21 protein-coding genes are annotated in these 26,785 nt (G+C 66.6%); 11 read left to right on the plus strand and 10 right to left on the minus strand.

The window, feature by feature from the left end:
- Nucleotides 1-187, plus strand: a 187-nt coding sequence (locus AC3WJE_RS03925; protein WP_493729467.1) for a hypothetical protein, incomplete at its 5' end; no start/stop codon positions are given.
- A gap of 149 nt (nucleotides 188-336) precedes the next feature.
- Here AC3WJE_RS03925 and AC3WJE_RS03930 read toward each other — a convergent pair.
- The 4 genes from AC3WJE_RS03930 to AC3WJE_RS03945 all read right to left on the minus strand — a co-directional run bounded on the left by AC3WJE_RS03930 (nucleotide 337) and on the right by AC3WJE_RS03945 (nucleotide 4,955).
- Nucleotides 337-1,368, minus strand: a complete 1,032-nt coding sequence (locus AC3WJE_RS03930) for a LacI family DNA-binding transcriptional regulator (RefSeq protein ID WP_493729468.1) — start codon at nucleotides 1,366-1,368, stop codon at nucleotides 337-339.
- 72 nt (nucleotides 1,369-1,440) lie between these two features.
- Nucleotides 1,441-2,181 (minus strand): acetoacetyl-CoA reductase, encoded by a 741-nt coding sequence (gene phbB, locus AC3WJE_RS03935; protein ID WP_493729469.1) that lies wholly within the window; start codon nucleotides 2,179-2,181, stop codon nucleotides 1,441-1,443.
- A gap of 85 nt (nucleotides 2,182-2,266) precedes the next feature.
- Nucleotides 2,267-3,592, minus strand: coding sequence for a CitMHS family transporter (locus AC3WJE_RS03940; RefSeq protein ID WP_493729470.1), 1,326 nt, complete (start codon nucleotides 3,590-3,592; stop codon nucleotides 2,267-2,269).
- A gap of 163 nt (nucleotides 3,593-3,755) precedes the next feature.
- Entirely contained in the window at nucleotides 3,756-4,955 is a 1,200-nt protein-coding gene (locus tag AC3WJE_RS03945) for an OprO/OprP family phosphate-selective porin (RefSeq protein ID WP_493729471.1), read from the minus strand.
- 206 nt (nucleotides 4,956-5,161) lie between these two features.
- On the opposite strand from AC3WJE_RS03945, the gene AC3WJE_RS03950 reads away from it, so the two are divergent.
- The 4 genes from AC3WJE_RS03950 to AC3WJE_RS03965 all read left to right on the plus strand — a co-directional run bounded on the left by AC3WJE_RS03950 (nucleotide 5,162) and on the right by AC3WJE_RS03965 (nucleotide 9,041).
- The gene (locus AC3WJE_RS03950) at nucleotides 5,162-5,857 is read left to right on the plus strand and encodes a response regulator (RefSeq protein WP_493729472.1); all 696 of its coding nucleotides are present in this window, start codon (nucleotides 5,162-5,164) and stop codon (nucleotides 5,855-5,857) included.
- Entirely contained in the window at nucleotides 5,841-7,223 is a 1,383-nt protein-coding gene (locus tag AC3WJE_RS03955) for a sensor histidine kinase N-terminal domain-containing protein (RefSeq protein WP_493729473.1), read from the plus strand. Before AC3WJE_RS03950 ends, AC3WJE_RS03955 begins: the two co-directional genes overlap by 17 nt.
- A gap of 2 nt (nucleotides 7,224-7,225) precedes the next feature.
- Nucleotides 7,226-8,266, plus strand: a complete 1,041-nt coding sequence (locus AC3WJE_RS03960) for an ABC transporter substrate-binding protein (protein ID WP_493729474.1) — start codon at nucleotides 7,226-7,228, stop codon at nucleotides 8,264-8,266.
- 136 nt (nucleotides 8,267-8,402) lie between these two features.
- The gene (locus AC3WJE_RS03965; RefSeq protein WP_493729475.1) at nucleotides 8,403-9,041 is read left to right on the plus strand and encodes a LuxR C-terminal-related transcriptional regulator; all 639 of its coding nucleotides are present in this window, start codon (nucleotides 8,403-8,405) and stop codon (nucleotides 9,039-9,041) included.
- A 729-nt stretch (nucleotides 9,042-9,770) separates the two neighbouring features.
- Here the strand turns inward: AC3WJE_RS03965 and AC3WJE_RS03970 are convergent.
- Nucleotides 9,771-12,422 carry a hybrid sensor histidine kinase/response regulator gene (locus AC3WJE_RS03970; RefSeq protein WP_493729476.1) on the minus strand — a complete coding sequence of 884 codons (2,652 nt, stop codon included), beginning with the start codon at nucleotides 12,420-12,422 and terminating at the stop codon, nucleotides 9,771-9,773.
- A 119-nt stretch (nucleotides 12,423-12,541) separates the two neighbouring features.
- A complete protein-coding gene (locus AC3WJE_RS03975; RefSeq protein ID WP_493729477.1) occupies nucleotides 12,542-13,714 on the minus strand; it encodes an OprO/OprP family phosphate-selective porin in 1,173 nt (390 codons plus the stop codon).
- 245 nt (nucleotides 13,715-13,959) lie between these two features.
- Between AC3WJE_RS03975 and AC3WJE_RS03980 the strand changes: the two genes are divergently transcribed.
- From AC3WJE_RS03980 to AC3WJE_RS04000, 5 genes are all read left to right on the plus strand, one after another.
- Nucleotides 13,960-15,306, plus strand: coding sequence for a dicarboxylate/amino acid:cation symporter (locus AC3WJE_RS03980; RefSeq protein WP_493729478.1), 1,347 nt, complete (start codon nucleotides 13,960-13,962; stop codon nucleotides 15,304-15,306).
- Between the two features lie 180 nt (nucleotides 15,307-15,486).
- Entirely contained in the window at nucleotides 15,487-17,778 is a 2,292-nt protein-coding gene (locus AC3WJE_RS03985) for an NADP-dependent malic enzyme (RefSeq protein ID WP_493729479.1), read from the plus strand.
- Between the two features lie 194 nt (nucleotides 17,779-17,972).
- A complete protein-coding gene (locus AC3WJE_RS03990; protein WP_493729480.1) occupies nucleotides 17,973-18,170 on the plus strand; it encodes a zinc-finger domain-containing protein in 198 nt (65 codons plus the stop codon).
- A 10-nt stretch (nucleotides 18,171-18,180) separates the two neighbouring features.
- Nucleotides 18,181-19,293 carry a glycosyltransferase gene (locus AC3WJE_RS03995; RefSeq protein ID WP_493729481.1) on the plus strand — a complete coding sequence of 371 codons (1,113 nt, stop codon included), beginning with the start codon at nucleotides 18,181-18,183 and terminating at the stop codon, nucleotides 19,291-19,293.
- Nucleotides 19,274-20,596 carry an O-antigen ligase family protein gene (locus AC3WJE_RS04000; RefSeq protein ID WP_493729482.1) on the plus strand — a complete coding sequence of 441 codons (1,323 nt, stop codon included), beginning with the start codon at nucleotides 19,274-19,276 and terminating at the stop codon, nucleotides 20,594-20,596. The genes AC3WJE_RS03995 and AC3WJE_RS04000 overlap by 20 nt, the downstream gene beginning before the upstream one ends.
- 117 nt (nucleotides 20,597-20,713) lie before the next feature.
- On the opposite strand, the gene AC3WJE_RS04005 is transcribed toward AC3WJE_RS04000, so the two are convergent.
- On the minus strand, nucleotides 20,714-21,634 hold the full coding sequence (locus tag AC3WJE_RS04005; RefSeq protein WP_493729483.1) for an LpxL/LpxP family Kdo(2)-lipid IV(A) lauroyl/palmitoleoyl acyltransferase: 921 nt from the start codon (nucleotides 21,632-21,634) through the stop codon (nucleotides 20,714-20,716).
- 673 nt (nucleotides 21,635-22,307) lie between these two features.
- Here AC3WJE_RS04005 and waaA point away from each other — a divergent pair.
- Complete coding sequence (waaA, locus tag AC3WJE_RS04010; RefSeq protein WP_493729484.1) at nucleotides 22,308-23,624, plus strand: lipid IV(A) 3-deoxy-D-manno-octulosonic acid transferase; 1,317 nt, start codon at nucleotides 22,308-22,310, stop codon at nucleotides 23,622-23,624.
- A 111-nt stretch (nucleotides 23,625-23,735) separates the two neighbouring features.
- On the opposite strand, the gene AC3WJE_RS04015 is transcribed toward waaA, so the two are convergent.
- The 3 genes from AC3WJE_RS04015 to AC3WJE_RS04025 all read right to left on the minus strand — a co-directional run bounded on the left by AC3WJE_RS04015 (nucleotide 23,736) and on the right by AC3WJE_RS04025 (nucleotide 26,606).
- Nucleotides 23,736-25,127, minus strand: a complete 1,392-nt coding sequence (locus AC3WJE_RS04015; RefSeq protein WP_493729485.1) for a TolC family outer membrane protein — start codon at nucleotides 25,125-25,127, stop codon at nucleotides 23,736-23,738.
- Nucleotides 25,128-25,144: 17 nt separating this feature from the next.
- Nucleotides 25,145-25,801, minus strand: coding sequence for a protein-L-isoaspartate O-methyltransferase family protein (locus AC3WJE_RS04020; protein WP_493729486.1), 657 nt, complete (start codon nucleotides 25,799-25,801; stop codon nucleotides 25,145-25,147).
- Between the two features lie 151 nt (nucleotides 25,802-25,952).
- Nucleotides 25,953-26,606, minus strand: coding sequence for a TetR/AcrR family transcriptional regulator (locus AC3WJE_RS04025; protein ID WP_493729487.1), 654 nt, complete (start codon nucleotides 26,604-26,606; stop codon nucleotides 25,953-25,955).
- Nucleotides 26,607-26,785 lie beyond the last annotated feature (179 nt).

Here is a 26,785-nt window from a genome sequence, read left to right on the forward strand (position 1 = left end):
GGATTTTCTGACGCGGCATCCATGCCGCGGCAGAAAACGACGTGCATCCATGCACGTCGCCCCTGCGGGGTTTTTCCTCGCTGGCTCCGTCGCTGCAGATGGGGGCCCCGGAGAAGCCAACAGCCAAGTCAAAATCACGGGCAACGGCAACGGCAACGGCAACGGCAACGGCAGAAGCGGGAGCTAGAGCCGCCGCCGCAATCGTCTCGGTTGCGGCGATCTCTCTACCGTCGTCCCCGCGTAGACGGGGACCCAGTGACTTTTCGATCAGATCGCCATAGTCCTTTCCCCCGCAAGTGGAGGAAGGAAAACAGCCTGCCCTGCCGACATCCGCTCCTACGCGGACTCGCGCACCACCAGCTGCACCGGCATTTCAATCGATTCGACTTTCTCGCCAGCCAGCAGCTTCAATAGATGGTCGACCAGTAGCCGGGCGGCCATGTTGAGATCCTGACGGATCGTGGTCAGGGACGGTTGGCTGTAGCCGGCCAGGGTGAGGTCGTCGAAGCCGACCAGCGAGACGTCCTGCGGTACGCGCAGGCCGGCTTCGGTGAGGGCGCGGATCGCGCCGAGTGCGATCAGGTCCGAGGCGGCGAATATGCCGTCGGGTGGGTCGGCTTTCTTCAGCATCGCGCGGGTCAGCCGGTAGGCGTCTTCGCTGACGAAGTGGCTGCGAGCGTGCAGGCGTGGGTCGAATGGCAATTGGTGCTGGTCGAGCATGGCGCGGTAGCCGGCGAAGCGCGGTGCCACCTCCGGTAGTTGCTCGTCGCCCAGGAAGGCGATGCGGCGGCGGCCGGCTTCGATCAGGTGTGCGGTGGCCAGTTCGCCACCGCCGCGGTTGTCGCTGCCGACGCTGGCGTAGGCCTGGCCGTCGATGCGGCTGCCCCAGACCACCATCGGCCAGCCTTCGCGTGCGGCGGCGTCCATCGCATCGTGCTCGGAACTCTGGCCGAGCATGATCAGCCCGTCGGCACGGCTGCTGCGTGCGAGTTGCTCGACCCAATGATCCTGATGCCGGTCGACCTTGGACAGCAGCATGCTGTAGCCACGCCCGGTCAGTTCCTCGGCCAGCAGCGCCAGCATCGTCATCATGAACGGGTCCGACAGCGGCTGTTCGTGCGCGTGCATCAACGGCACCGCCACGCAGATCGTGTTGGAGCGCCGCGAGCGCAGGCTGCTCGCGGCGGGATCGACCTGATAGCCGGCGTCGGCGGCCAACTGCTTGATGTAGGCGCGGGTACGCTCGGCGACCAGCGGATTGTCGGCGAGCGCACGCGAGACCGTGGATTCGGAGACGCCGGCCATGCGCGCGATGTCGGCCATCTGCGGACGTGCACCGGGACGGGCGCTGGCGGACTTCTTCGGCATGGGAACTCGACGGCGACGGAAGCCGCAAGTCTAACCTCGACGCGCACGCAGGCTACGGCGCGTCGCAGCAGTTCAACCCATGTAGAGCCCGCCGTTGACGGCGTAATCCGCGCCGGTCACGTAGGCGGCCTCGTCCGAGACCAGCCACGCGCACAGGCCGGCCACTTCCTCGGCCTTGCCGAGCCGGCGTACCGGCACCGAGCTGGCAAGCCGGTCGAGCACATCCGGCGGGAAGCTGCTGATCGAGGCGCTGGCGATGTAGCCGGGGGTGACGGTGTTGACGGTGACGCCGCGCATCGCCACTTCCTGTGCGAGCGCGCGGGTGAAGCCGTGCATCGCCGCCTTGGCGGTAGCGTAGTTGACCTGGCCGATCTGGCCCTTGTGCGCGCTGACCGAACCGATGTTGACGATCCGTCCCCAGCCGCGTGTGGCCATGCCGTCGATTACTTGTTTGGTGATGTTGAACAGCGAGTCGAGGTTGCTGGCGATCACCGCCTGCCAGTCTTCGCGGTTCATCTGCCGGAACAGCATGTCGCGGCTGCCACCGGCGTTGTTGACCAGCACGTCGATCTCGCCGACCTCGGCACGCACCTTGTCGAAGGCGGCGACGGTGGAATCCCAATCGGCAGCATTGCCTTCCGAGGCGACGAAGTCGAAGCCCAGCTCGCGCTGTTCGCGCAACCACGCGGCCTTGCGTGGTGAGTTGGGGCCGCAGCCGGCGACCACGGTGTGGCCGCTACGGGCGAGCTTCTGGCAGATCGCAGTGCCGATGCTGCCCGTGCCGCTGGTGACGTAAGCGATGCGGAGGGTCATGGGGGCTCCTTCGGAGTTGGGAATGGGGAACAGGGAATGGGTAAGGCGGGAACCGCTCTTTTGATTCCCCATTCCCGCGCTTCACTCAGCGCGCCAGTGGAAACAGGCCAAACAACAGACTGCCCGCAAGCAGCAGCAACGAAATCAACACCGCCCACTTCAACGTAAAGCGCTGGTGGTCGGCGAAATCGACCTTGGCCAGGCCGCACAGCAGGTAGGTGGATGGCACCAGCGGGCTGAGCAGATGCACCGGCTGGCCGGCCAGCGAGGCGCGGGCCATTTCCACCGGGGTGATGCCGTAGTGGCTGGCGGCTTCGGACAGGATCGGCAGCACGCCGAAGTAAAACGCGTCGTTGGACATGAAGAAGGTGAACGGCATACTGGCGATCGCGGTGATCACCGCCAGGTACGGCCCCCAGCTCTCCGGAATCACCGCCAGGAAGCTGCGTGACATCGCATCGACCATGCCGGTGTTGGAGAGGATGCCGGTGAAGACACCGGCGGCGAAGATCAGCGATACCACCGCCAGCACGTTGCCGGAATGATTGACCAGACGACGGCGCTGTTCGGCCAGGTTCGGATAGTTGATCACCAGCGCCAGCGCGAAGCCGATCATGAACAGCACCGGCATCGGCATGATGCCGATCACCAGTCCGGCCATCAGCGCCACGGTCAGCGCGAAGTTCACCCACAGCAGCTTCGGCCGCTTGGTGTCCTCGGTATCTTCCACACGCGGCAGTGCATCGCCATCGTCGGACACGCTGGCGTCCATCCAGTTGTCGCCGGGCAGATGCACCACGCCCAGGCGTGCGCGCTCCTTCAGGCCCAGGTACCACGCCAGCAGCAGGATGCCCGCGATCGCCAGCGCCATCGCCGGCACCAGCGGAATGAACACGTCGGCTGGATCGACATGCAGCGCGGTGGCGGCACGCGCGGTCGGTCCGCCCCACGGCGTCAGGTTCATCACACCGCCGGCGAGGATGGTCACGCAGGTCATGTTCAACGCATTCATGCCGAGCCGGCGATACAGCGGCAGCATCGCCGAGACCGTGATCATGTAGGTGGTCGAGCCGTCGCCATCGAGCGAGATCAGCAGCGCCAGCAACGCGGTGCCCATTACGATCTTCATCGGATCGCCCTTGACCAGGCGCAGGATCCGCCGCACCAGCGGATCGAACAGACCCGCATCGATCATCACGCCGAAGTAGAGGATCGCGAACATCAGCATCACGCCGGTCGGCGCGATCTTCTTGATGCCTTCGAGCATCATCTCGTTGATGCCGGTACCGAAACCGCCAGCCAGCGCGAATGCAATCGGCACCACGATCAACGCGACCAGCGGCGACAGCCGCTTGCTCATGATCAGGTACATGAAGGTGATGACCATTCCGAAGCCGAGCACGGTCAGCATGGGAGTTCCTTGGTAGTGCGGGGGAGAGTGGGGATTTCTGTGCGGGCTCCCGGGAGAGGAGCTTTCGGGAGAGGAGCTTTTCTGTGGGAGGGACTTCAGTCCCGACGCTTTTCGGGAAAGCCCTGTCGGGACTGAAGTCCCTCCCACAAGGGAATCGGGACCATCAGAAGTCGTAGTGAAAGCGCCCGGTGACCGCGCGCGTATGGTCGAGCGTGGTGCCGGCGAGATGGTCGCGGTTGCGGCTGTCGATCAGGTCCAGCATCAGCCGCAGGTTCGGCTTGAGGTACCAGTTCGCGCCGAGCGTCCATGAGGCGGTCGAGGCATCGATCAGGTCCGCGCCGCCGATGCGGTGCTGCTTGCCCCACATGCGGTCGTAACGCAGCGCCAGTTCGAACGCGCCAGCCTCGTGGTTCAGCGCCTTGACCCGGGTGAAGCGCCCGGTCTTGCGGTCGTAGGCACGCGATTCGCCGGTGACGAACCAGCTGACGAAACCATAGGCGGACTGCACGGTCGCGCGTTGCGCGCCATCGTCGAACACGCCGCCGCTGTATTCGCTCTGCCAGGACAGCGGGCCGCGCACCTGCGCGTACTCCAGCGACCACTTGTCCACATCGGTGTCGCGGCCGTCTGCAAAGCGCGCCAGGGTGACGCGGCTGTTGTCGGAGAGGTGCCCGGCCGGACGCGGGCGGATGCTCAGCGCCGCCGCATCGCCGCTGCCAGGATGGTCGTAGTGTTCCTGTGCCAGTGACAGGCCCAGGTGCAGCACGTCGCCATCGGTGGCGCCCGGCGCCCAGGTCGCGCGGCCGCCGAACGCATCGCCCTTGACGTTCGACACATCGATGCTTTCCAGGCTGTAGATGCTGGCCGCCCAGGTGTAGTCCTTGCCCGCCGCCTGCCATGACACCGCCTTGCGATACAGCGGCGCCAGCGTGCTGGCTGCGCCGCTGCGTTCTAGGAACTGGCCGTAGTTGGAGCCGGTGCGGTCATCCAGCGTGAAGTACTGCTTGAACTGGCCGATGCTCAACGTGCCGGCGTTGCCGAAGGCACGGGTGATGTAGACATCCTTGGCCTCGATGCCCTTGTTGTTGAAATCGTCCTGCAGGCCGGCGAAATCGCCCTCGATCTTGTAGCCGAAGCCGTAGAACTTGCCGGACACGTCGATCCACAGCCGGCGGATCTCGCTGTCGTTGCGGTTCGGCGTGCCGCGATCGTCGTTGTCGAAGTGGGCGAAGTCCCAGTGAAGACGACCACCGAGGTTCGCGGTGACATTGCCGTCGGCCGATTCGGCCGCCGTGGCGGTGCCGACGACAAGCGCCAGCGCGCAGGCCAGCGAACCGCGCTGGCGCAGTGTGAATTCGTGCACGTACCCTCCCAGGTGCGCGTGATGGCGCGTTGTGTTCGAGCCGCAACGGCATGCACCGGCGGGTGCAGGCAGACTAGGCGGTGGAAGCTGTCATTGACCTGTCAATGCGGCGGGAATAGGGAATGGGGAATAGAGAATCGGAAAAGCGGGAGCACCAACTGGCTTGCCTTTACCATTCCCCATTCCCCATTCCCCATTACCGGCTCATGCGCTTGCTCCTAGTCGAAGACAACTCCGACCTCGCCGATGCGATCGTGCGGCGCATGCGTCGCAGTGGGCATGCGGTGGACTGGCAGAGCGATGGCCTGGCGGCGGCCGGTGTGCTGCGCTACCAGAGCTTCGATCTGGTGGTGCTCGATATCGGGTTGCCGCGGCTGGATGGGCTGCGCATCCTGGCCGGCATGCGTGAGCGCGGTGATGCCACGCCCGTACTGATGCTGACCGCGCGCGATGGCATCGAGGATCGCGTGCAGGCGCTGGACGTGGGTGCCGATGACTATCTCGGCAAGCCATTCGATTTCCGCGAGCTCGAGGCGCGCTGCCGGGTGCTGTTGCGGCGCAATCGCGGGCAGGCCAGCGAGGTGGTGCAGATCGGCGCGTTCCAGTTCGACAACGCCGCGCATCGGGTCAGCTTGAACGGTGAACCGCTGGAACTGCCCAATCGCGAGTACCGCCTGCTGGAAATCCTGATCGGCCGGCTCGGTCAGGTGGTCGGCAAGGACGAGATCGGCAACGGCCTGTTCGGTTTCGACGACGAGGCCGGGCCGAATGCGATCGAGCTGTACGTGGGGCGGCTGCGCAAGAAACTGGCGGACGCGCCGCTGCGTATCGTCACCGTGCGCGGTGCTGGCTACCTGCTGGAAGCGGTGGACGTGGAGGCGGGCGATGGATCAGCCGGCTGACGGCGGCTCGATCCGCCGCACCCTGTGGCTGTATCTCGGGCTGCTGTCGGTGCTTGGCGCGGTGGTGCTGTTCTTCGGCGCGCGCGAGTACGGCCAGCGCGCTGCCAATCGCTCCTACGACCACCTGCTGGTGTCCTCGGCGCTGTCGATCCTGGACAGCGTCGCGCTGGCCGGCGGGCAGTGGCAGGTCGATCTGCCTTACGCGGCGCTGGACCTGCTGTCGATGGCGCCGGAAGACCGCGTGTTCTATCGCGTCTACGACGCGCAGGGCCGCACCATCACCGGCTATGGCGACCTGCCGACGCCGCAGGTGCCGATACCCGGCAGTGCGCCGCTGTTGTTCGATGCCGATTACAGCGGCGAGCGCGTGCGCTTCGTCGTGGTGGCGCGACCGGTTTCGTCGGCGGCGGGACAGGCGGAAGTCCGTGTGCAGGTCGGCCAGACCCGACGGGCGCGTGATGCATTGGCACGTACGATGGTGATCAATGCGCTGACGGCGATCGCGGTGCTGTCGCTGCTCTCGCTGGCCTTGGTCGGGCTCGGCGTGCATCGCGCGTTGCGGCCGCTGCGCCGGATCGAGAACGACCTGTCGCGACGTGAGCCGTCCGATCTCAAGCCGCTGTCGGTGGCACCACCGCGCGAGATGGCGCACATGGTCGGCGCGTTGAATCGCTTCATGCAGCGCCTGGCCAGCAGCAACGAGACGCTGCGCGCGTTCATGGCCGAGGCCGCGCACCAGATGCGCACGCCGCTGGCGGCGCTGCGCGCGCAGGCGCAGCTGGCGATCGACGAGGACGATCCGCGCGAGCTGCGCCGCAGCCTGGAGGCGATCGAGCGCAACGCCAGCCACATGAGTCGCCTGCTCAACCAGTTGCTCAGCGATGCCAGCGCGATCCATCGCTCGCAGGTGCCGCGCTTCGAAACGGTGGATCTGGCCGAACTGCTGCATCAGGCACTGTACGAGGCGGTGCCGCGCAGCAGCGATGCGCCACGCGTGCAGTTGGCGATCGACCCGCAGCCGGCGCGGGTGCGCGGCGACGCGCTGCTGCTGCGCGAGGCACTGAAGAACCTGATCGACAACGCCTGCAAGTACGGCGGTGGCGCACCGCTGCAACTGGCGCTGAGCAGCGACGAACGCGAGTGCGTGCTGACCGTGGCCGATCACGGGCCGGGCATCGCACCGGCCGATGCCGAGCGCGTGTTCGAGCGCTTCGTGCGTGGCGAGCACGCGCCATCAGGCGGCGCCGGGCTGGGGCTTGCGATCGTCAAGCGCATTGTCGAAAGCCATGGCGGGCACATCGATCTTTCCAATCGTGTTGGTGGCGGGCTGGTCGCCACTCTGCGATTTCCCCGGGTGCATGCATGACCATGCGTTGGCTTTCCCTCCTGTTGCTGCTGTGTTGCCTGCCGGCATTGGCCAATCCCGGCGACGTGCGGCGTTTTCCGGCGCAGGGCGTCGCGACCGCGCAACTGCGCATCCAGGGTTCGACCGACATCGAGGTGTTTGCCGCGGTGGTCGCCGATTACCAGCGACTGCATCCGGGTACCGAGGTCGTCTACGAGGATGTGATCGCCTGGGACATGTACGACCGTTACCTGCATCCGCCAGCCGGTGCGGTCGGTGCGGATCTGTTGATCAGCGCCAGCATGGATCTGCAGACCAAGCTGGTGAACGACGGCCATGCGCTCGAATACCGTTCGCCGCAGACCGATGCGTTGCCGGGCTGGGCACGCTGGCGCCACGAGATCTTCGCGATCAGCTACGAGCCGGTAGCGATTGTCTACAACACCCGTCGCTTGTCGGCCGCGCAGGTGCCGCACACGCGCCGCGAGCTGCTGGCGCTGTTGCGCGATCCGGCGATGCCATTGCGAGGGAAAGTCGGCACCTACGATGTCGAACGCAGTGGCGTGGGCTACCTGTTCGCGACCCAGGACGCGCAGCTCGGCAGCATCGCCGGCGCCTTGCTGGCCGCGCTCGGCGACAACGACGTGCGGCTGGAGGAGCGCACCGGTGCGTTGCTGGACAAGGTCGCGCGTGGCGAGCTGTTGCTGGCCTACAACGTGTTTGGCTCGTATGCGCAGGCACGTATCGACGCCGGCGCGCCGCTGGCGATCGTGCAGCCGGAGGACTACACGCTGGTCGCGCTGCGCACCGCGGTGATCCCGCGCCGCGCGCAGCACGTGGCCGAGGCGCAGCGGTTCCTCGACTACCTGCTGTCGGCGCGTGGCCAGCAGGTGCTGGCACGCGAGGTGCGGCTGACGCCGATCGTGTCGGCACCGGCACACACCGCGCCGCCGTTCCGGCCGATCGCGCTGGGGCCGGGTCTGCTGGTGTACCTGGATGCGCTCAAGCGCCAGCAGTTCCTCGACGCGTGGCGCAGCAGCGTGCGTCAGGCGGCCGCGCCCTGATCGTTCCGGGAGGAGGGGCAGGTGGCCTTGGGCGCTTTCCACGGGCATGCCCTGTCGGGGCTGAAGCCCCTCCCACAGGGGGGGCGTGGCGGCCTTCCCGGACCACGGTGCCGGGCGATATGCCAGACTTGCCGCTATGTCCGATGCCTGCCTGATCGTTGCCGACGACCACCCGCTGTTCCGCGCCGCGGTGATCCATGTGCTGCGCGGCAGCCTGCCGCATGCCACGGTGGTGGAGGCTTCCAGCGCCGCCACGCTGGGGGCCGCGCTACAGGCCCATCCCGGCGCCGAGCTGGTGCTGCTCGATCTTGCGATGCCGGGTGCGCGCGGGTTCTCAGCGCTGCTGCACGTGCGCGGCGAGCATCCGGATATTCCGGTGGTGGTGATCTCCTCCAATGACCATCCGCGCGTGATCCGGCGTGCGCAGCAGTTCGGTGCGGCCGGTTTCATTCCCAAGTCGGCGCCGGCCGAGCAGATCGGCGAGGCGGTGGCGGCGGTGCTGGATGGTGGCAATTGGTTTCCGCCGATGGCGGCGGAGCGCTCGGAGGCCGATGCGCAGCTTGCGGCCAAGTTGGCGCAGCTGACGCCGCAGCAGTTCCGGGTGCTGTTGTGTCTGGCGGATGGGTTGCTCAACAAGCAGATTGCGCATGAGCTGGGGTTGGCGGAGAACACGGTCAAGGTGCATGTGACGGCGATTCTCAAGAAGCTGGATTGCTATAGCCGTACGCAGGCGGCGGTGTTGGTCAAGGGGTTGGAGCCTGAGGGGGAGGGGTAAGGTGTCCTCGCTCTTGTAGGAGCGGCTTCAGCCGCGATGGAGCTTCACCCGTAACCTCGTGATTGCCTGTGCGTCTGTGGGAGGGACTTCAGTCCCGACGGGCTTTCCTGGTGATGCTGCGATTTTCTGGTTGAAGCTACGGCCAAGATCAGGATCAAAGGCTTTCGCTCCTTCGGAGCGAGTCACCTTTCTTTGCTCGTGCAAAGAAACGTAACCCAAAGAAACACGCCCCAGTCCTCGCGCCCTTCGCTGCGCTACGGGTCCACTGCGCCAGCGGGATTTTCTGACGCGGCATCCATGCCGCGGCAGAAAACGACGTGCATCCATGCACGTCGCCCTTCGGGTTTTTCCCGCTGGCTCCGTCGCTGCGGATGGGGGCCCCGGTAAATCAAAGGCGAAGAGCAACAGCAAAATCACGAGCAACAGCAACAGCAACAGCAACAGCCCTCTCTCTACCGTCGTCCCCGCGAAGGCGGGGGCGAAGTGCCACTGCTTGCGAGCCACTGGCTCGCGTGGCGCTGAGCGCCATCGGGCTATGCCCGATGGCCGGGGGGCGAAGATCCAGCGACTTCGCCCTGGACGGTGATGCAATCAAGACCGCAATGCGATCAACCGGGATCTGGCTGGCGTGCCGCTCTCAAGAAATAGTCGCTTGTCATTCCCGCGAAGTGCCCCGGTCGCTGAAAGCGCTTTGCAGGAATGACGCATCCACAACACCACGCAACACCACTACCCCGGATGCCGCAACAGTATCTGGCTCATCAATGCGCGCAATGCGGCCGGACGTACCGGTTTGGACAGAAAACCCCAGCCATTCCCCGCAGCCAAGGCACGCAGCGCGTCGTCGCGTTCGGCAGTGACCAGGATCACCGCCGGTGCGGTACCCCAGCGTTCGCGCAGTGTGGCGGCGACCTGTGGGCCTTCGAGTGTGCCCATGCGTACGTCCAGCAACAGCAACTGCGGTGCGTTGGCGGGAGAGGCTTGTTCCAGTGCGTCCTGCGGGCCGCCGGCGTAGCGGACCTGGCAGCCCCAGCGCTCCAGCAGGGCGCGGGTGGCTTCGCATACGCGTGGGTCGTCGTCGATGCACCAGACGTTGCAGCCGTGCAGTGGCGAGTCGCCATTCGCGTCGACCAACGCCGGTGGTGGGACTTCGGCGCGTTGCACGGTCTCCACGTCGCCCAGTGGCACGCTCACTGAAAACACGCTGCCACGGCCCAGCCGCGAGCGCAGGCCGATCGGGTGATCCAGCAGGCGTCCGATGCGCTCGACGATCGCCAGCCCGAGCCCGGCACCGCGATCGTCGCCGCGCGCGTCGTCCAGGCGGCGGAACTCCTCGAATATTTCGCGCTGCAGGCTGTCGGGAATGCCCGGTCCCTGGTCGTGCACCTCGATCCGCAGTTGGTCGCCCTGGCGCCGGCAGCCGAGCAGCAGTCGCCCACGCGGGGTGTAGCGGATCGCGTTGGACAGGAAGTTCTGCAGGATGCGCCGCAGCAGCGCTTCGTCGCTGTACACCACTGCGCGCGTCGGTACGCCTTCCAGTACCAGCCCGTGGCTCTCGGCGATGATGCCGAACTCGCGCAGCAGCGCGTCCAGCAGCGGTTGCAGTGCGAAATCGCGCACCCGTGTCTGCAACTGGCCCGATTCCATTCGCGAGATGTCGAGCAGGCTGTTGAGGATCCCGTCCTGCGCGCTGAGCGCGTTGTCGATGTGGTCTGCAACCTGGCGGCTGCTGTCATCGTGCAGGTGGCCGCGCAGCGCCGAGATGAACATGCGTGCGGCGTTGAGCGGCTGCAGCAGGTCGTGCACGGCGGAGGCGACGAAGCGGGTCTTGTAGCGGTTGGCGGCCTCGGCCTCACGCTTGGCCGCTTCCAGGTCGCGGGTGCGTTCTTCGACACGGTGTTCCAGCGCATCGGCCAGCGAACGCAATTCACGTGCGGCGTTCTTGTAGCTGGTGATGTCGGCGTAGCTGGTGACGAAACCGCCATCGGGCAGTGGATTACCGCGGATTTCCAGCACCGTGCCGTCGTCCTTCTCGCTCTCGCGCATGTGCGGCTTGCCGCTGCTCAGGTGGTTGAGGCGGCGCTGGATCGCCTCCTCGATCGGCCCGGGACCGAGCAGGCCGCGGCGCGCGTTGAAGCGGAACAGTTCCTCGATCGGACGGCCGATCTGCACCAGCTCCGGCGGAAACCGGAACAGCTCGACATAGCGCGAGTTCCACGCCACCAGATTGAGTTCGGCGTCGATGATCACCACGCCCTGCGGCAGGTGCTCCAGGCTGCGGCTCAGGCCGGTATCGGCCTGTTGCGCGGCCTGTACGATGCCGTCCTGGGCGGTGCGCAGTTCGCGTGCGTGCTGCTGCAGCACCGTTTCCAGCTCCTGGCGGCTGCGCTGGCGCAGCGTGGCCAGCCGACGCCGCTGCTGCACGTACAGCACCAGCAGCGACAGCGCGAGCCAGAGCCCGGCGGCGGTGAGTGCGGCACCACGGCCGGCCGCGGTGCTGGCACGGGTGTCGTGCAGCAGGTGCAGGCGCCAATGGCTTTCCGACAGCTCCAGGGTCTGCCAGAGCAGACGTCCGGGCAGCGGCGGCTCGTCCACGCGCGCGAGCTGGCCGTTGTCGGAGGTCTGTTCGAGGATCTGGTAGCGCAGTGGCAGCAGGACCTGATTCGAATACTGGCGGGTATCGTCCAGTTCGCGCCGGTCGCGCTCGCTCAGTGGTGCCAGCAGGCGATAGCGCCATTCGCTGCGGCTGGCGAGGAAGACCACGCCATGTGCGTCCGAGGCCAGCACGACGTCCGGTGTCTGCAGCCATTCGCGTTCCAGTGCGGCCAGCGCGATCTTGATCGCCACGATGCCGCGCACCGTGCCGTCGTCGTCGAGGATCGCCTGCGACAGGAAATAGCCGGGCTCGTTGGTGGTCAGGCCGATCCCGTAGAAACTGCCGTTGCCCTGCGCCAGCGCCTGCTGCACGTAGGGACGGAAGCTGTAGTCCCAACCGACATTGCTGCGCGGTTCGCGCCAGTTGCTTGCCGCTATTGCGATGCCGTGGCGGTTGATCAGGGTCAGCGTGGAGGACTGGGTGACCGCGTTGGCGCGTTCCAGCTTGAGGTTGAGCCGGGCGACATCGGCCTCGTCGAGTGGGCCCGACACCGCGTTGCGCAGCTCCGGGTCCAGCGCCAGGATCTGCGGCAGCGTGCGATAGCGATCGATGCGTTGTTGCAGCGCCTGCGCGTACAGGTCGAGCTGGCGGCGCACGGTGGTGCTTTCATCCTGCAGCGCGCGTTGTTCGACCAGGTGGTCGGCGCTGATCGCGGCCAGCAGCATGCCGCCGATCACCACCAGCAGGGTCAGCAGCAGGCGTCTGCGTTGATAGGCCGAGTGCATGCGGGGATTATGCGGTGAACTGCCTTCTCCCATTGCAGGAAGGCGTAATGCTCGCGGGCCGTCGGCGCCGCTCAGCGCACCCCCTCCCCCTGGCGGGAGAGGGGTGTTTCAGCGACAGATCAGAACATCACCTGCGCACGCAGCTCGACGATGTCGGGCTTGGTGCGCACGCCGGCGCGGTTGACGTCGGCCTTCACGTAGTTGGCCTGGAACTTGAAGTGGCTGGTCAGGTACCAGTTCGCGCCGAGGGTCCAGTCGGTCTCGCGACCGCCCTGGATGCCGGCGTCGTTGAGGTCCAGCGTGCTGTAGCGCGCCAGCAGTTCGACCGCGCCGTAATCGTGCTCGGGCTTGATGTTGGCCACCGCGCCGCCGGCGTAGGGCCGCGATTCGCCGGTCAGCACCCAGCTGCCGTAGACGTAGCTGCCGTTGGCGGTGTAGTCGGGCAGGCCGTTTTCGCGGGTGACGTTCATCCGCAGCGCTTCGCTCTGGATCGAGAACGGGCCATGGATCCAGATCTGCTCGAAGCCCAGGCGCTGGATCTGGTCGGCGTACCTCAGCGCGCCCGAGTCGACCAGACGCGTGTCGGTCAGACCGGCTTCGGGACGGGCACGCACGCGTGCGCTGGCCGGGAAGCTCACATCCAGACCGTTGTGGTAGCCGCGCGGATTCTCGACCGATGCGGCCAGGCCCAGGTGCAGCACGTCACCGGTGGCCTTGAACGGGGTCCACACCGCGCGCACCGCCTGGGTGGTGCCGGGGTTGTCGCCCTGCAGGTCCTTGCCGCCGTAGGCGCCGGCCTGCAGCAGGTACTGCGGACGCTCCAGCACCCATTCCACGCCGGTGCGGCGGCCTTCGTAGATCGCCTGCGTCGGCAGGCCGACTTCCATGAAGCTGGTCGCGCGCGAGCTGGTCACCGCGTCCAGGCCGACCGGGGTCTTGATGTAACCCAGGCGGATGCGGCCGTAGTCCTTGCCCAGCAGCGCCTTGGTCTCGAAGCGGAAGAACACGTCCAGCCACAGCTTGGACTGGAAGTCGAAATACACCATCGCGTCGTAGACGCCCTTCTTCTTCACGGTGGCGCCGAATTCCTTGCGACGCATGAAGTGGTCGTCTTCCAGCTTGTCGCTGCCGGAGAAGTCATTGACGTCGTAGGCAAAGTTGCCGGTCAGCGCCAGCTCGGTGCCGTCGTTGAGGGCGTACTTGGTCGGCCAGTTGTCGAAGTCCGCGGCACTGGCGGCGACGGGGGCGACGATGGCCAGGCACAGGGCGGTGAAGAGCGTAGTCGGGCGCATGCGAATTCTCATGTGGGACGGTCGGGAAGGGCCGTGGGGGCCTGCGCTGGCGGGTGGCGCCGCTGCTGAATACGCAGTTTGGGCGCATCGACCTGCCTGGCAAGGACCGCGAGACTACGGCACGTCGGCAGGGAATGGATGCCGGCTAGTACCAATAGGTTATCCGCGCCGGCACGGCGCTCGGCTACAAAGTGCGCCTCAGCCGCGTCCACCGACACGGCCCGTGCCACAGCCGGAGCCCTACCATGCACATCAGCACTCCCGTCCGCACACCCGCGGCCCATGTGCCCTTCTACCGTCAGCTGTACTTCCAGGTGATCGTCGCGATCGTGCTGGGCGTGCTGCTGGGCCATTTCGAACCGGCCATCGGCGCTTCGCTCAAGCCGATGGGCGATGCCTTCATCAAGCTGGTCAAGATGATCATCACCCCGGTGATCTTCCTGACCATCGTCACCGGCATCGCCGGCATGACCCACCTGAAGACGGTGGGCCGGGTGTTCGGCAAGGCGATGATCTACTTCCTGTTCTTCTCCACGCTGGCATTGGTGGTGGGCATGATCGTCGCGCACGTGGTGCAGCCCGGTGCCGGCATGAACATCGACGTGTCCACCCTGGATCAGAGCAAGGTCCACGACTACGTCGAGAAGTCGCATGACATGACGCTGGTCGGCTTCGCGATGGACATCATCCCCAGCACGCTGGTGAGCGCGTTCGTGGATGGCAACATCCTGCAGACGCTGTTCGTGTCGGTGCTGTTCGGCATCGCGCTGGCACTGACGGGTGAGCGCGGTCGGCCGGTGCTGAATTTGCTGGAGGCGCTGACCGCTCCGGTGTTCAAGCTGGTGCACATCCTGATGCGGGCCGCACCGATCGGTGCGTTCGGCGCGATCGCTTTCACCATCGGCAAATATGGCGTGGCCTCGCTGATCAACCTGGCCTGGTTGGTGGGCTCGTTCTACATCACCTCGCTGCTGTTCGTGCTGGTGATCCTGGGTGCGGTCTGTCGTTTGAGCGGCTTCTCGGTGCTCAAGCTGATCCGTTACCTGAAGGCCGAGCTGCTGCTGGTGCTGGGCACCTCCTCCTCCGAGTCGGCGCTGCCCGCGTTGATGGAGAAGATGGAGAATGCCGGCTGCAAGAAGTCGGTGGTGGGCCTGGTCGTGCCGACCGGCTACTCGTTCAACCTGGACGGCACCAACATCTACATGACCCTGGCGGCGCTGTTCATCGCCCAGGCCACCAACACCGAACTGACCCTGGGCCACCAGATCACGCTGCTGCTGGTTGCGATGCTCAGCTCCAAGGGCGCCGCCGGCGTGACCGGTGCCGGCTTCATCACCCTGGCCGCCACCTTGTCGGTGGTGCCGGAAGTGCCGGTGGCCGGCATGGCGCTGATCCTGGGCGTGGACCGCTTCATGAGCGAGTGCCGCTCGCTGACCAACTTCATCGGCAATGCCGTGGCCACCGTGGTGGTGTCGCGCTGGGAAGGCGCGCTCGACCGTGACCGCCTGCGCAGCGTGCTCGATGGCGATGCGTCCGTGATCAAGCTGGATCCCGTGGCCGCGCTGGAAACCGAAGCCGTGATCGCCCGCTAACCCGGCAGGACGAACTGAGAAACCCGCGCCCGATGGCGCGGGTTTTTCTGTAATGCGAGGTCTGCATATCTGTGCGCAGGGGCTCAACGCACGCGCAGCGACAGCCGCCCGACAGGTCCACCCAGCGGGGTGGGGGTAGAATCCCTAGCTTCCCGCGCCCATTCAGCGATCCATCTCCCGATGTCCAACGACGAATTCAAACAGGCCGCCCTCGAGTACCACCGCCAGGAACCGCGGGGCAAGATCAAGGTCACCGCGACCAAGCCGATGCTGACCCAGCGCGATCTGGCGCTGGCCTATTCGCCGGGCGTGGCCTTCGCCTGCGAGGCGATTGCCGCCGACCCGCAACAGGCCAGCGAGCTGACCGCGCGCGGCAACCTGGTGGCGGTGATCTCCAACGGCACCGCGGTGCTGGGCCTGGGCAGCATCGGCCCGCTGGCATCCAAGCCGGTGATGGAAGGCAAGGGCGTGCTGTTCCAGAAGTTCGCCGGCATCGACGTGTTCGACATCGAGATCGACGAGAACGACCCGGACAAGCTGGTCGACATCATCGCCAGCCTGGAGCCGACCTTCGGCGGCATCAACCTTGAAGACATCAAGGCGCCGGAGTGCTTCATCGTCGAGCGCAAGCTGCGCGAGCGCATGAACATCCCGGTGTTCCACGACGACCAGCACGGCACTGCGATCATCGTCGGCGCGGCCGTGCTCAACGCGATGGAAGTGACCGGCAAGAAGATCGGCGAGATCAAGCTCGCCACCACCGGCATGGGCGCGGCCGGCATCTCCTGCGTCAACATGCTGGTCGCGCTGGGTTTGAAGCCGGAGAACATCCTGGCCTTTGACCGTGACGGTGTGATCCACACCGGCCGCACCGACCTGGATGCGGAGAAGGCGCGTTACGCACGCGACACCGACAAGCGCACGCTGGCCGAGATCGTCGAGGGCGCGGATATCTTCCTGGGCCTGTCGGCCGCCGGCATCCTGACCCAGGAGATGGTCGCGACGATGGCGCCGAACCCGGTGATCTTCGCGCTGGCCAATCCGAACCCGGAAATCATGCCGGAGGCGGCCAAGGCGGTGCGCCCGGACGCGATCATCGGCACCGGCCGTTCGGACTACCCGAACCAGGTCAACAACGTGCTGTGTTTCCCGTACCTGTTCCGCGGCGCGCTCGATGTTGGCGCGACCACGATCAACGAGGAAATGAAGATCGCCTGCGTCAAGGCGATCGCCGCGATGGCGCGCCGTGAGGCCTCCGATCTCGGCGCGGCCTACGGCGGCGAGACCCCGAGTTTCGGCCCGGAATACCTGATCCCGCGTCCGCTCGACCCGCGCCTGCTGGTGGAACTGTCGGCAGCGGTGGCGCAGGCGGCGATGGATTCGGGCGTTGCTACCCGCCCGATCGCCGACATGGCCGCCTATCGCGACAAGCTCAGCCAGTTCGTGTACCGCACCAGCCTGATGATGAAGCCGGTCTATGACCGTGCCCGCGTCGACAAGCAGCGTGTGGTCTACGCCGAGGGCGAGGAGGAAGTGATCCTGCGCGCGGTGCAGAGCGTGATCGACGAGGAGCTGGCGCTGCCGATCCTGATCGGCCGCCCGGACGTGATCGAGGCGCGCATCAAGCGCATGGGCCTGCGCATGCAGGCCGGCGTCGATTTCGAAGTCACCAACATCCTCGACGATCCGCGCTTCAACGACTACTGGCAGTACTACCACGCGCTGACCGAGCGTCGTGGCGTCACCGTCAGCGCCGCCAAGGAGCTGATGCGCTCGCGCCCGACCCTGATCGCCGCGGTGATGGTCGCGCGCGGCGAGGCCGACGCGATGCTGTCCGGCGTGGTCGGCCGCTTCCACAAGAAGCTCGGCTACGCACGCAGCGTGATCCCGCTGGAACCGCGCGTCAGCTCGACCTCGGCGATGACCGGCGTGATCAACCAGCAGGGCGTGTTCTTCTTCGTCGACACACACGTGCAGGAAGACCCGACCGCCGAGCAGATCGCCGAAGCGACCCTGCAGGCGGCCTATCGCCTGAAGCTGTTCGGCATCGAGCCGAACATCGCGCTGCTCTCGCACAGCAACTTCGGCAGCCACGAATCACGTGACGCGCTGAAGATGCGCCAGGTGCGCGCGCTGCTGCTCAAGCGCAACCCGCGCCTGAACATCGACGGCGAAATGCAGGGCGACACCGCCTGGGATGAAGCACTGCGCAAGCAGATCATGCCCAACAGCACCCTCAAGGGCCGCGCCAACCTGTTCGTGCTGCCGAACCTGGAAGCAGCCAACATCGCCTACAACCTGGTGCGCGTATTCACCGACGGCGTGGCGATCGGCCCGATCCTGATGGGCATCTCCAAGCCCGTGCACATCCTCACCAGCAGCGCCACCTCGCGCCGCGTGATGAACATGACCGCGATCGCCGCGGTGGATGCGCAGATCCGCAAGCAGCTGGAAGCCGAGAAGAACGGCTGACGCCAGTTAGGGAAGCGGCGATGAATCGCCGCTTCCTCGGTACTTGTAGGAGCGGCTTCAGCCGCGAGGGGCTTTCATGCAGAAAAGCCCGGACCTCCAAGTGCGGCGGTAAAGCCCCTCGCGGCTGAAGCCGCTCCTACAGGTTGGGGGCACTGCTAGAATTGCCCGACCCGATTCCCCTGCAAGTACCCGCCATGAGCCAGACCGCCACCGCGCCCGCCAATGCCGAGAAGCGCTACACCGTGCATCGCAGCGACCTTCCGCTGAGCTGCCCGACCCCGGAGATGGCGCTGTGGAACTCGCATCCGCGCGTGTACCTGCCGATCGAGGACGAGCCGAACCACGAGGCCAAGTGCCCGTATTGCGGCGCTGTGTTCGTCCTCGCGGACTGACCCCGGTCCCATGCACCGCCTGACCGTGGTGCAGTTGCTGCCGGCGCTGCAGTCCGGTGGCGTCGAGCGTTCTACCCTGGAAATCGCCGCCGCGCTGGTGCGTGCTGGCCATCGTGCCGTGGTGGTTTCCGCCGGCGGCCGGCTGGTGCCGGCGCTGCTGGACAGCGGCGCGGAACATCTCACCCTCGACATCGGCCGCAAGTCGTTGCTGACCCTGCGCCACGTCGCCGCGCTGCGCCGGTTGTTCGCCGAACTCGGCGCCGACATCGTGCATGCACGCTCGCGCCTGCCGGCCTGGATCGGATGGTACGCGCTGAAGGGCATGCCGGCTGCGAGCCGGCCGCGCTTTGTCACCACCGTGCATGGGTTGAACTCGCCCAGTCGCTACAGCGCGGTGATGAGCTACGGCGAGCGGGTGATCTGCGTCTCGCAGACCGTGCATGACTACGTGCTGCAGCACTATCCGCGCACCGATCCCGGCAAGCTGCGCACGATCCCGCGCGGTATCGACATCGCCCAGTTCCCGCGTCGGCCACGGCCGGATCCTCGCGCACGCGCCTGGGCGCGTGAGCAGGTGCCGGATCTGGCGCCTGACGAATCGCTGCTGCTGCTGCCGGGTCGCGGTACCCGCCTGAAAGGCCATGCCGACGGGCTGCGTCTGCTGGGCGCCCTGCGGGCCGGAGGGAGCAAGGCGCGGCTGTGGCTGCCGGGTGCGGTCGAGGCGGGGCGCGAGGCCTACCTGCGCGAGTTGCAGGCCGAAGCCGAGCGTCTCGGCGTCGGCGCGGAGGTGACCTTCACCGGGGCTACCGCGCGTATCGCCGAGGCCTATGTCGCCAGCGACCTGGTGTTGCAGCTCTCGCGCAAGCCGGAGGCGTTCGGGCGTACCGTGCTCGAAGCGCTTGCGGTCGGGCGTCCGGTGCTGGGCTGGGCGCACGGCGGAGTCGGCGAGCTGCTGCGCCAACTGCAGCCGGAAGGCGCCGTGGCGCCGTTCGACGAGGCCGTGCTGGCGACGCAGGCCGCGACGTTGTTGCGGCAGCCACCGCGCGCGCCGCAACACATTCCCTATACGCTGCAGGCCATGCAATCGGCCACCCTGAAGGTCTATGACGAACTCTGTCGCTGAGTCCGGCCCTGTCACCGCGCCGCTGCGCGAGCCGGGGTACTGGACGCCGGCCTGGGTCATCGCGTTCGTGGCGCTGTGGCCGCTCCCCGGGATCGCCGAGACGGTACTGTCGCTGGGCGCGCTGTTCGCGGCGATACGGCTGCTGCAGACGCGTTTCCGGGGCGGCACCCGGCTGTTGAGCGGAGCGGCGTGGGCGCTGACCTCGGTGCTGTTCTTCGCGTACTGGCTGCCGGAACTGCTGTCGGCATTCGGTGCGGTCGACGTGACGCTGGCGCTGCGCAAGTCCGCGACCGATCTGCGCTACCTGCCTTTCATGTGGCTGTGCGCGATCGCGGTGGCTACGCCGCGCCGACGCCGCATCACCTTCGGCGGCTTGGCGTTGATCGGGTTGATATGGACCGTTGATGCGCTGGCCCAGGCCGCCTTCGGTACCAGCCCGTTGTTCTGGTCGCTGGACCTGCTCAAGCAACTGGTCAGCGGACATGGCTTCTGCACGCCGCAGGAGATCGCCGCCGCCGACCGCCTGAGCGGTGTGCTCGGCCCGTGCAATCTGAAGTTCGGCCAGACCCTGGCCAGCCTGTCGCCGTTCCTGCTGTTCGCCGCTGGAAGGCGTTCGCTGATTGCGTGGCTGCTGGCCGCCGCGGCGGTGGGAGCAGTGCTGGTGCTGGCCGGTTCGCGCGCGTCGTGGATCACCTTCGCGCTGATCCTGCTGTGGTCGGGCGGGCGGGTGCTGGGGCTGCGCCGGCTGCTGGCGGTGATGGTCGCCGGTGCCGCGCTGGCCGCGGTGCTGACCTATGTTTCGCCGCAGGCACGCGAGCGCATCCATCGCACCACGATGGCGTTCACCGGCGAGAATGCGGGCGTCAACGCGGCGTTGTCGGGACGCAGCGACATCTGGGACGCGGCGTTGTGCATGGTGCGCGAGCATCCGTTCAACGGCGTCGGCGCGCGTGGCTTCCGCGAGGCGTATCCGGCCTGCGATCCGCATCCGGGCCAAGCGCCGGCCTGGGGCGAAGGACCGGCGTTCCACGCTCACCAGATCGTGCTGGAGATTCTTGCCGAGACCGGCGTGATCGGCCTGCTGCTATGGCTGGCGGGTGCGGCACAGGCCTGGCGCGCATGGCGCTACTCGACGCCGGAAGCACGCGATCGTGCGCGTCCGGCGATGATCGCGCTGGTGGCAACGGTGTTTCCGTTCAACACCCACCTGGCGTTCTACTCCAGCTTCTGGGGCGGGCTGACGCTGATGCTGGCCGGGCTGTATGCCGGTGCGCTGCTGGGGCGGGCCGAGGAGACGCCGTAGGAGCGGCTCTGGGTGGCCCAGGGCCATCAGCCGCGATCGGGTGTTACCGGGAAAGCTTCATCGCGGCTGATGGCCCCAGGCCACCCAGAGCCGCTCCTGCCAAAACATGTGCCGGCCTCAGTCGTAGAACGAACTGCGTCCTTCCGGCTGGCGCTTGAAGCGGCGGTGGATCCACAGGTACTGCTCGGGGGCCTGCCGCACCATGTCCTCGATCACCGCATTGACGCGGGCGCTATCAATGGCGACGTCGTCGGTGGGGAAGCCTTCCAGCGGGGCACCGATCTTCAGCCGGTAGCCGCCGCCCTCGCGGCGATGGTAGTACGGCACCACCGCGCAGCCGGTCAGGCGCGCGAACTGGTGGGTGGCGGTGATCGTCGCCGCCGGATGGCCGAAGAACGGCACGAACACGGTGTCCTTGCCGCGCATGTCCTGGTCCGGCGCGTACCAGAGGAAGCCACCGCGCTTGAGGTGGCGCACCGTGGCACGGATGTCGCCGTTGCCGAACATGCTCTTGGCGTAGCGCAGGCGGCCACGCTTGACCGCCCACTCCACCACCGGGTTCTTGTAGGGGCGGTACATGCCGGACAGCGGGATGTAGTCGCACAGCAGGCGCCCGCACATCTCCAGCGTCATGAAGTGGCCGGAGACGAGCAGCACGCCGCGACCTTCGTCCTGCAGCTTGCGCAGGTGCTCCAGGCCTTCGATCTGCACCTGCGGGCGGATCACGTCGATGCTGCCCCACCAGGCACGCGCGAACTCGAAGATGCCGACGCCGAACGCGTCGAAGCTGTCGCGCAGCAGGCGCTGGCGCCAGGCCGGGTCCTGATCCGGGAAGCACAGTTCGAGATTGGTCTGCGCGGCCCGGCGCCGGCTGCCCATCAGGTGGTAGGTGAGCCAGCCGACGCCACGACCCAGCGCGCGCTGCAGGGTCCACGGCAGGCGCGCGGCGGCGGCGGCGATGGCGAGCTGCAGGAACATCGGCCAGTGGGCCGGTTTTAGCAGGGAAGGGCGGGTGGCGACGTCGGGTGCTTCGGACATGGGGGAATTCTAAGGGAATCGTTGGTTGGACCGGTTTGCTGGGTGTGATTGCTGTGTGGGGAGTGGAGGGATTTCACGTGATCCACCAACCGTTGTCCCCGCGCAGGCGGGGACCCAGTGACTTCCGCGACATTCCTTTGCCGTTCCCCGCCGTCATTCCCGCGAAGTGCTTTTCCACAGCCGAAGGCTGGTAAAGCGGGAAGCGCTTTTCAGCAGCCGAAGGCTGATCATCCATGGATGTTGCTTTTGGGTCTTGACGTTGCAGTGGCAGCGACGGCAGAGGCAAAGGCAAAGGCTTTCGCTCCTTCGGAGCGAGTTACCTTTCTTTGCTCGTGCAAAGAAAGGTAACCCAAAGAAAGCACGCCCCAGTCCTCGCGCCCTTCGCTGCGCTACGGGTTCACTCCGCCAGCGGGATTTTCTGACGCGGCATCCATGCCGCGGCAGAAAACGACGTGCATCCATGCACGTCGCCCCTTCGGGGTTTTTCCCGCTGGCTCCGTCGCTGCGGATGGGGGCCCCGGAAAAGCGAAGAGCAACTGCAACTGCAAAGGCAAAATCACGAGCAACGGCAACGGCAACGGCAACGGCAACGGCAAGGGCAAGGGCAAGGGCAAGGGCAAGGAGCGCCGGCCTGGACCATGCACCGAAGCAGCCGCTCCCGTATCCTTCGCGGATGCGGAAAGACCCTATCGAATGGCTGTTGCGCACGCTGTATTCGGCGCTGCTCTATCTGTTGCTGCCGATCACGGTCTACCACCTGGTGTGGCGTGGATTCCGGGTCCGTGAGTACTTCAATCGCTGGAACGAGCGCTATGCCTCCTACGCGCAGGCGTGCGGGCAGCCGCGGGTGTGGTTGCATGCGGTGTCGGTGGGGGAGGTCAATGCGGCCGCGCCATTGGTCAATGCGTTGCGTGCGCAGCGGCCGGACATCCGTTGGGTGATCACCACGATCACGCCGACCGGCTCGGAGCGGGTGCGTGCGCTGTGGGGGGAGGCGATCGATCACGTCTATCTGCCCTATGACGTGCCAGGCAGCGTGGGGCGGTTCCTGGAGCACTTCCAGCCCAGCCTGGCGCTGATCCTGGAGACCGAGTTGTGGCCGAACATGCTGTTCGGTTGCCGCGATCGTGGCATCCCGGTCTACATCCTCAACGCGCGGCTGTCGGCGCGTTCGCTGCGCGGCTACCGGTTGTTGGCGCCGCTGATCAGTCGCGCGCTGCGTACGGTGACCCGCGTGGCAGCGCAATCCGTCGACGATGCCGCACGCTTCGTCACGCTTGGTGCGCGCCCGGATCAAGTGATCGCGCTCGGCAATCTGAAGTTCGACATCGGCGTGCCCGAGCATCTGGACGCGTTCGTGGCGCAGTTCCGGCAACACGTGCCACCGACGCGCCCGGTGTGGATTGCCGCGAGCACGCACGATGGCGAGGAAGCCGCCACCGCCGATATCCACGCCCAATTGCTGCGGCGTTTTCCCGATCTGCTGCTGCTGTGGGCGCCGCGTCATCCCGAGCGTTTCCCGAAGGTCGAGGCGCTGGCGCGCGAGCGTGGCTGGCAGGTGGCGACCCGTCGGGCGCAGCAATGGCCGGATGCGCAGGCACAGGTATTCGTGATCGATACGTTGGGCGAGTTGATGTCGTTCTACGCCTGCGCGCAGGTTGCCTTCGTCGGTGGCAGCCTGCAGCCGATCGGCGGGCACAACCTGCTGGAGCCGGCCGCGGTCGGTACGCCGGCGGTGACCGGCCCGCATCTGCACAATTTCTCGGAGATTTCCCGGCGCATGCGCGAAGCCGGCGCGGTGAGGATCTGCGAAGACGCCGGTGTGGTCGCCGACACACTGGAAGCCTTGCTGATCGATGTCGAGGCACGCCGTGTGATGGTCGAGGCGGGCTTGGCGCTGGTCGCCAACGGGCGCGGTGCGGTGCAGCGGACACTGGCGCAGATCGCGCCGCACCTGCCGCCGGTGGCGGAGTTGCTTCGGAAAACGTGACTTCTGAAATAAAGAACGCCGGCACAAGTGAGGTGCCGTGCTCCTGCCAGGGGCTCACAAAAAAAGCGGGCCGATGGCCCGCTTTTTCGATCACACGAAAGATGCGCCGGCTCAGCGCATGGCCGTCGGCGGCGGCGACTGCAGCCGGGCCTCGGCGTCGGCGGTCAACAGGCGGTTGATGTCCTGCAGGTCGGCGATGTCGAGCTTGCCGGTGCTTTCGGCCAGCAGCAGGCGGTTCTGCAGGAAGTTGTACTTGGCCTGCGCATAGTTGAGCTGTGCCGAGAACAGCGTCTTCTGGTTCTGCACCACGTCCAGCACGGTGCGGGTACCGACTTCCAGGCCGACCTGCGAGGCGTCGTAGGCAGCCTGCGCGGAGACCACGGCCAGGCGGCGTGCCTCGATCTCGGAAATGCCCTGCACGACGCTCTGGTAGTAGTTGCGCACGTTGCGGTCCAGCGCGCGCTTCTGCTGCTCGTAGGTGTCCTGCTGGATGTCGCGCTGGGCGAGCGCCTGGCGCACCGCCGACTGGGTGGCGCCGCCGGAGAAGATCGGCACGCTCAGGGTGATGCCGATCATGTTGGAGTCGGCACGCGGACTGTTGATGCTGGTGGCGTCCTGACGAACGGCCACGTCGCCGGTGTAGTCGCCCCAGGTCTTGTCACGGCCGAGGCTGCCACCCAGGCTCAGCGTCGGCAGGTGGCCGGCGCGGGCGGCGGTCACGCTGGACTCGGCGGCGCTGACCTGCAGTTGCTGTGCCTTCAGCGCCGGGTTGTCGTCGATCGAGTTGGTGACCAGATCGTTGACGTTGGCGTAGTTGGCCGGAAGCTCTGGACGGAAGTCGTCCGGCAGGCCGCGCAGGCCGCGTGCCGGCTGGCCGGTGATTTCGGCCAGTGCCTGGTAGTAGTCGGCCAGGGTGTTGCGCGCGGTGATGACGTCGGCACGTGCCTGGTCGTACTCGGCGCGGGCTTCGTAGACGTCGGTGATCGGCGCCAGGCCGACCTGCAGGCGCTTGTCGGCGTAGTCGAACTGCTTCTTGGCAGCGGCTTCGTTGGACTCGGACGCGGCCAGCGATTCGATCGCCACCAGCACGTTGAAGTAGGCGGCCGAGGTACGCACGATCAGGTCGTCGTTGGCCGATTCCAGCGTGAAGTCGGCGGCCTTGCTGACGTCGCGCTGGGCGCGCAGGTTGGAGAACTGCGCCCAGTTGAACAGCGTCTGCGAAGCGTTGATGCCGTAGCTGCGGGTCTTGGACAGGCCGCGGCCGCTGAGGCCCTGGTAGTCGGTCTTGGTCTGGCTCAGCGAAGCCGATCCATCCAGCTGCGGCAGCAGTGCGGCGCGGGCCTGTACCTGGCCTTCCTTGTTGTACAGGCGGGTCGACTCGGCCGATGCCAGCGTCGGATCGCCGTTGCGGGCCATTTCGTAGGCCTGCAGCAGATCGGTGGCCTGTGCGGCCATCGGAGACAGGGCGGCGACCAGCGCCAGCACGAGGGATCGGCGAATCATCAGGGGCTTCCTTGGGATCAGAATTGGAACTGGGGCACCGGTGCCGCGCCCTGCAGGTAGGCGAGATCGGTTTCGAACAACGATTCCACGCGCGGCGCGTTGACTTCGCCACGCACGAGTACGGCTTCCATGACCGGGTCGCGGCCGCGTACGGCGAACAGGCGACCGTTCGGGCGCAGCCAGGACAGCAGTTGCAGCGGCAGCGCATCGACCGCGCCGGTCAGGCAGATCGCGTCGAACTTGCGCTCGGTCTGCCAGGCAAACACGTCGGCGGTCTCGATGCGCACGTTGCTGCCCAGGCCGGCGGCGTCAAGCTTGGCACGGGCACCGGCGGCCAGCGCCGGATCGATCTCCAGGCTGACCACTTCGCGTGCCAGCGCGGCCAGACAGGCGGTGGCGAAACCGCTGCCGCTGCCGATCTCCAGCACGTCCTCGCCCGGTTGCAGGTCGAGCGCCTGCAGCATGCGGCCCTCGATCACCGGCTTCATCATCTTCTGGCCGGCGGCCAGCGGAATTTCCAGATCGGCATAGGCCAGCGCCTTGTAGGCGTCCGGCACGAAGGCCTCGCGCGGCAGCCGGGCCAGCACATCCAGTACGCGCAGGTCCAGAACGTCCCAGGGACGAATCTGCTGCTCGACCATCGTTTCGCGGGCCTGGGTGTAATCGATCGTCATGGTGCGGTCATCCAACGCGGTGGGGCGGGCATTTTACCGGGTGCCGCGGGTCGGTGGCGTGGCGCTAGCATCGCCCTGAGGCCCGTGAAGGCGCAGTGCCGGAAGTCACCGCGACCACCGGCGCGCGGTCTGGAGGCAACAGGGGCACGGCCTAGCATGGGGCATAGGCGCGCAGGAAGAAATCAACGCTGGCGGCGACGTGACGCTGCACCTCCTCCGCGCTCGGTGGGCCCTTGAGGCCGCACATCATGGTGATGTGCAGATCGCCCTTGACCAGTTGGAAGAACTGTGCGGCGGCCAGATGCAGGTCGTCGATCGCCAGCTCGCCGGCCTGCACGCGCGCGGTGAGGAAGTCGGCCATGGCTTCCTGGGTGCGCTGCGGGCCGGCTTCCCAGAACATCCGGCGCACATGGTCGTCACCGGTGCCGGGGCTGAGCATCATGCGATGGGTGGCGATCGCCGCGTCGCTGCTGACCATCGTGAAGAAGGCTGCGCCGATCTCCAGCAACTGTTCGCGCAGGGGGCCGTGCAGTTCATGCTCGAACAGGTCGTCCGGCATCATCTGCTGGCATTGCGCGCGGATCGCTTCGGCGAACAGCGCTTCCTTGTCGCCAAAGTGGCTGTAGACGGTGAGCTTGGAGACGCCGGCCAGGGCCGCGATGCCGTCCATGCTGACGCCGGCATAGCCTTGTTCGAAGAACAGCGTGCGCGCGGCATTCAAGATCGCGGCACGTTTGCCGAGGTCCTTGGGCCGGCCGGGACCGGTGCTGCGGGTACGTGCCTTCGAGGGGTTTGCGGTCGCCATGCCGCCAATACTAGACCATGCGGTTCTATATTTATACTGAGCCAGGAAGGTCAGTGTTTTGGCGGCGGAGCCGGCCGTGTAGCGACGGCGAAACGATCGGGTCGGGGTGCGCCGTTGGTGCACGCTGCTGGCCCGCCGGGACGCGGCTGATCGGGCAGGGCGTCATGGTCGCGGGGCTC

The organism is Pseudomonas sp. GW821-FHT07E12, from assembly GCF_058986605.1.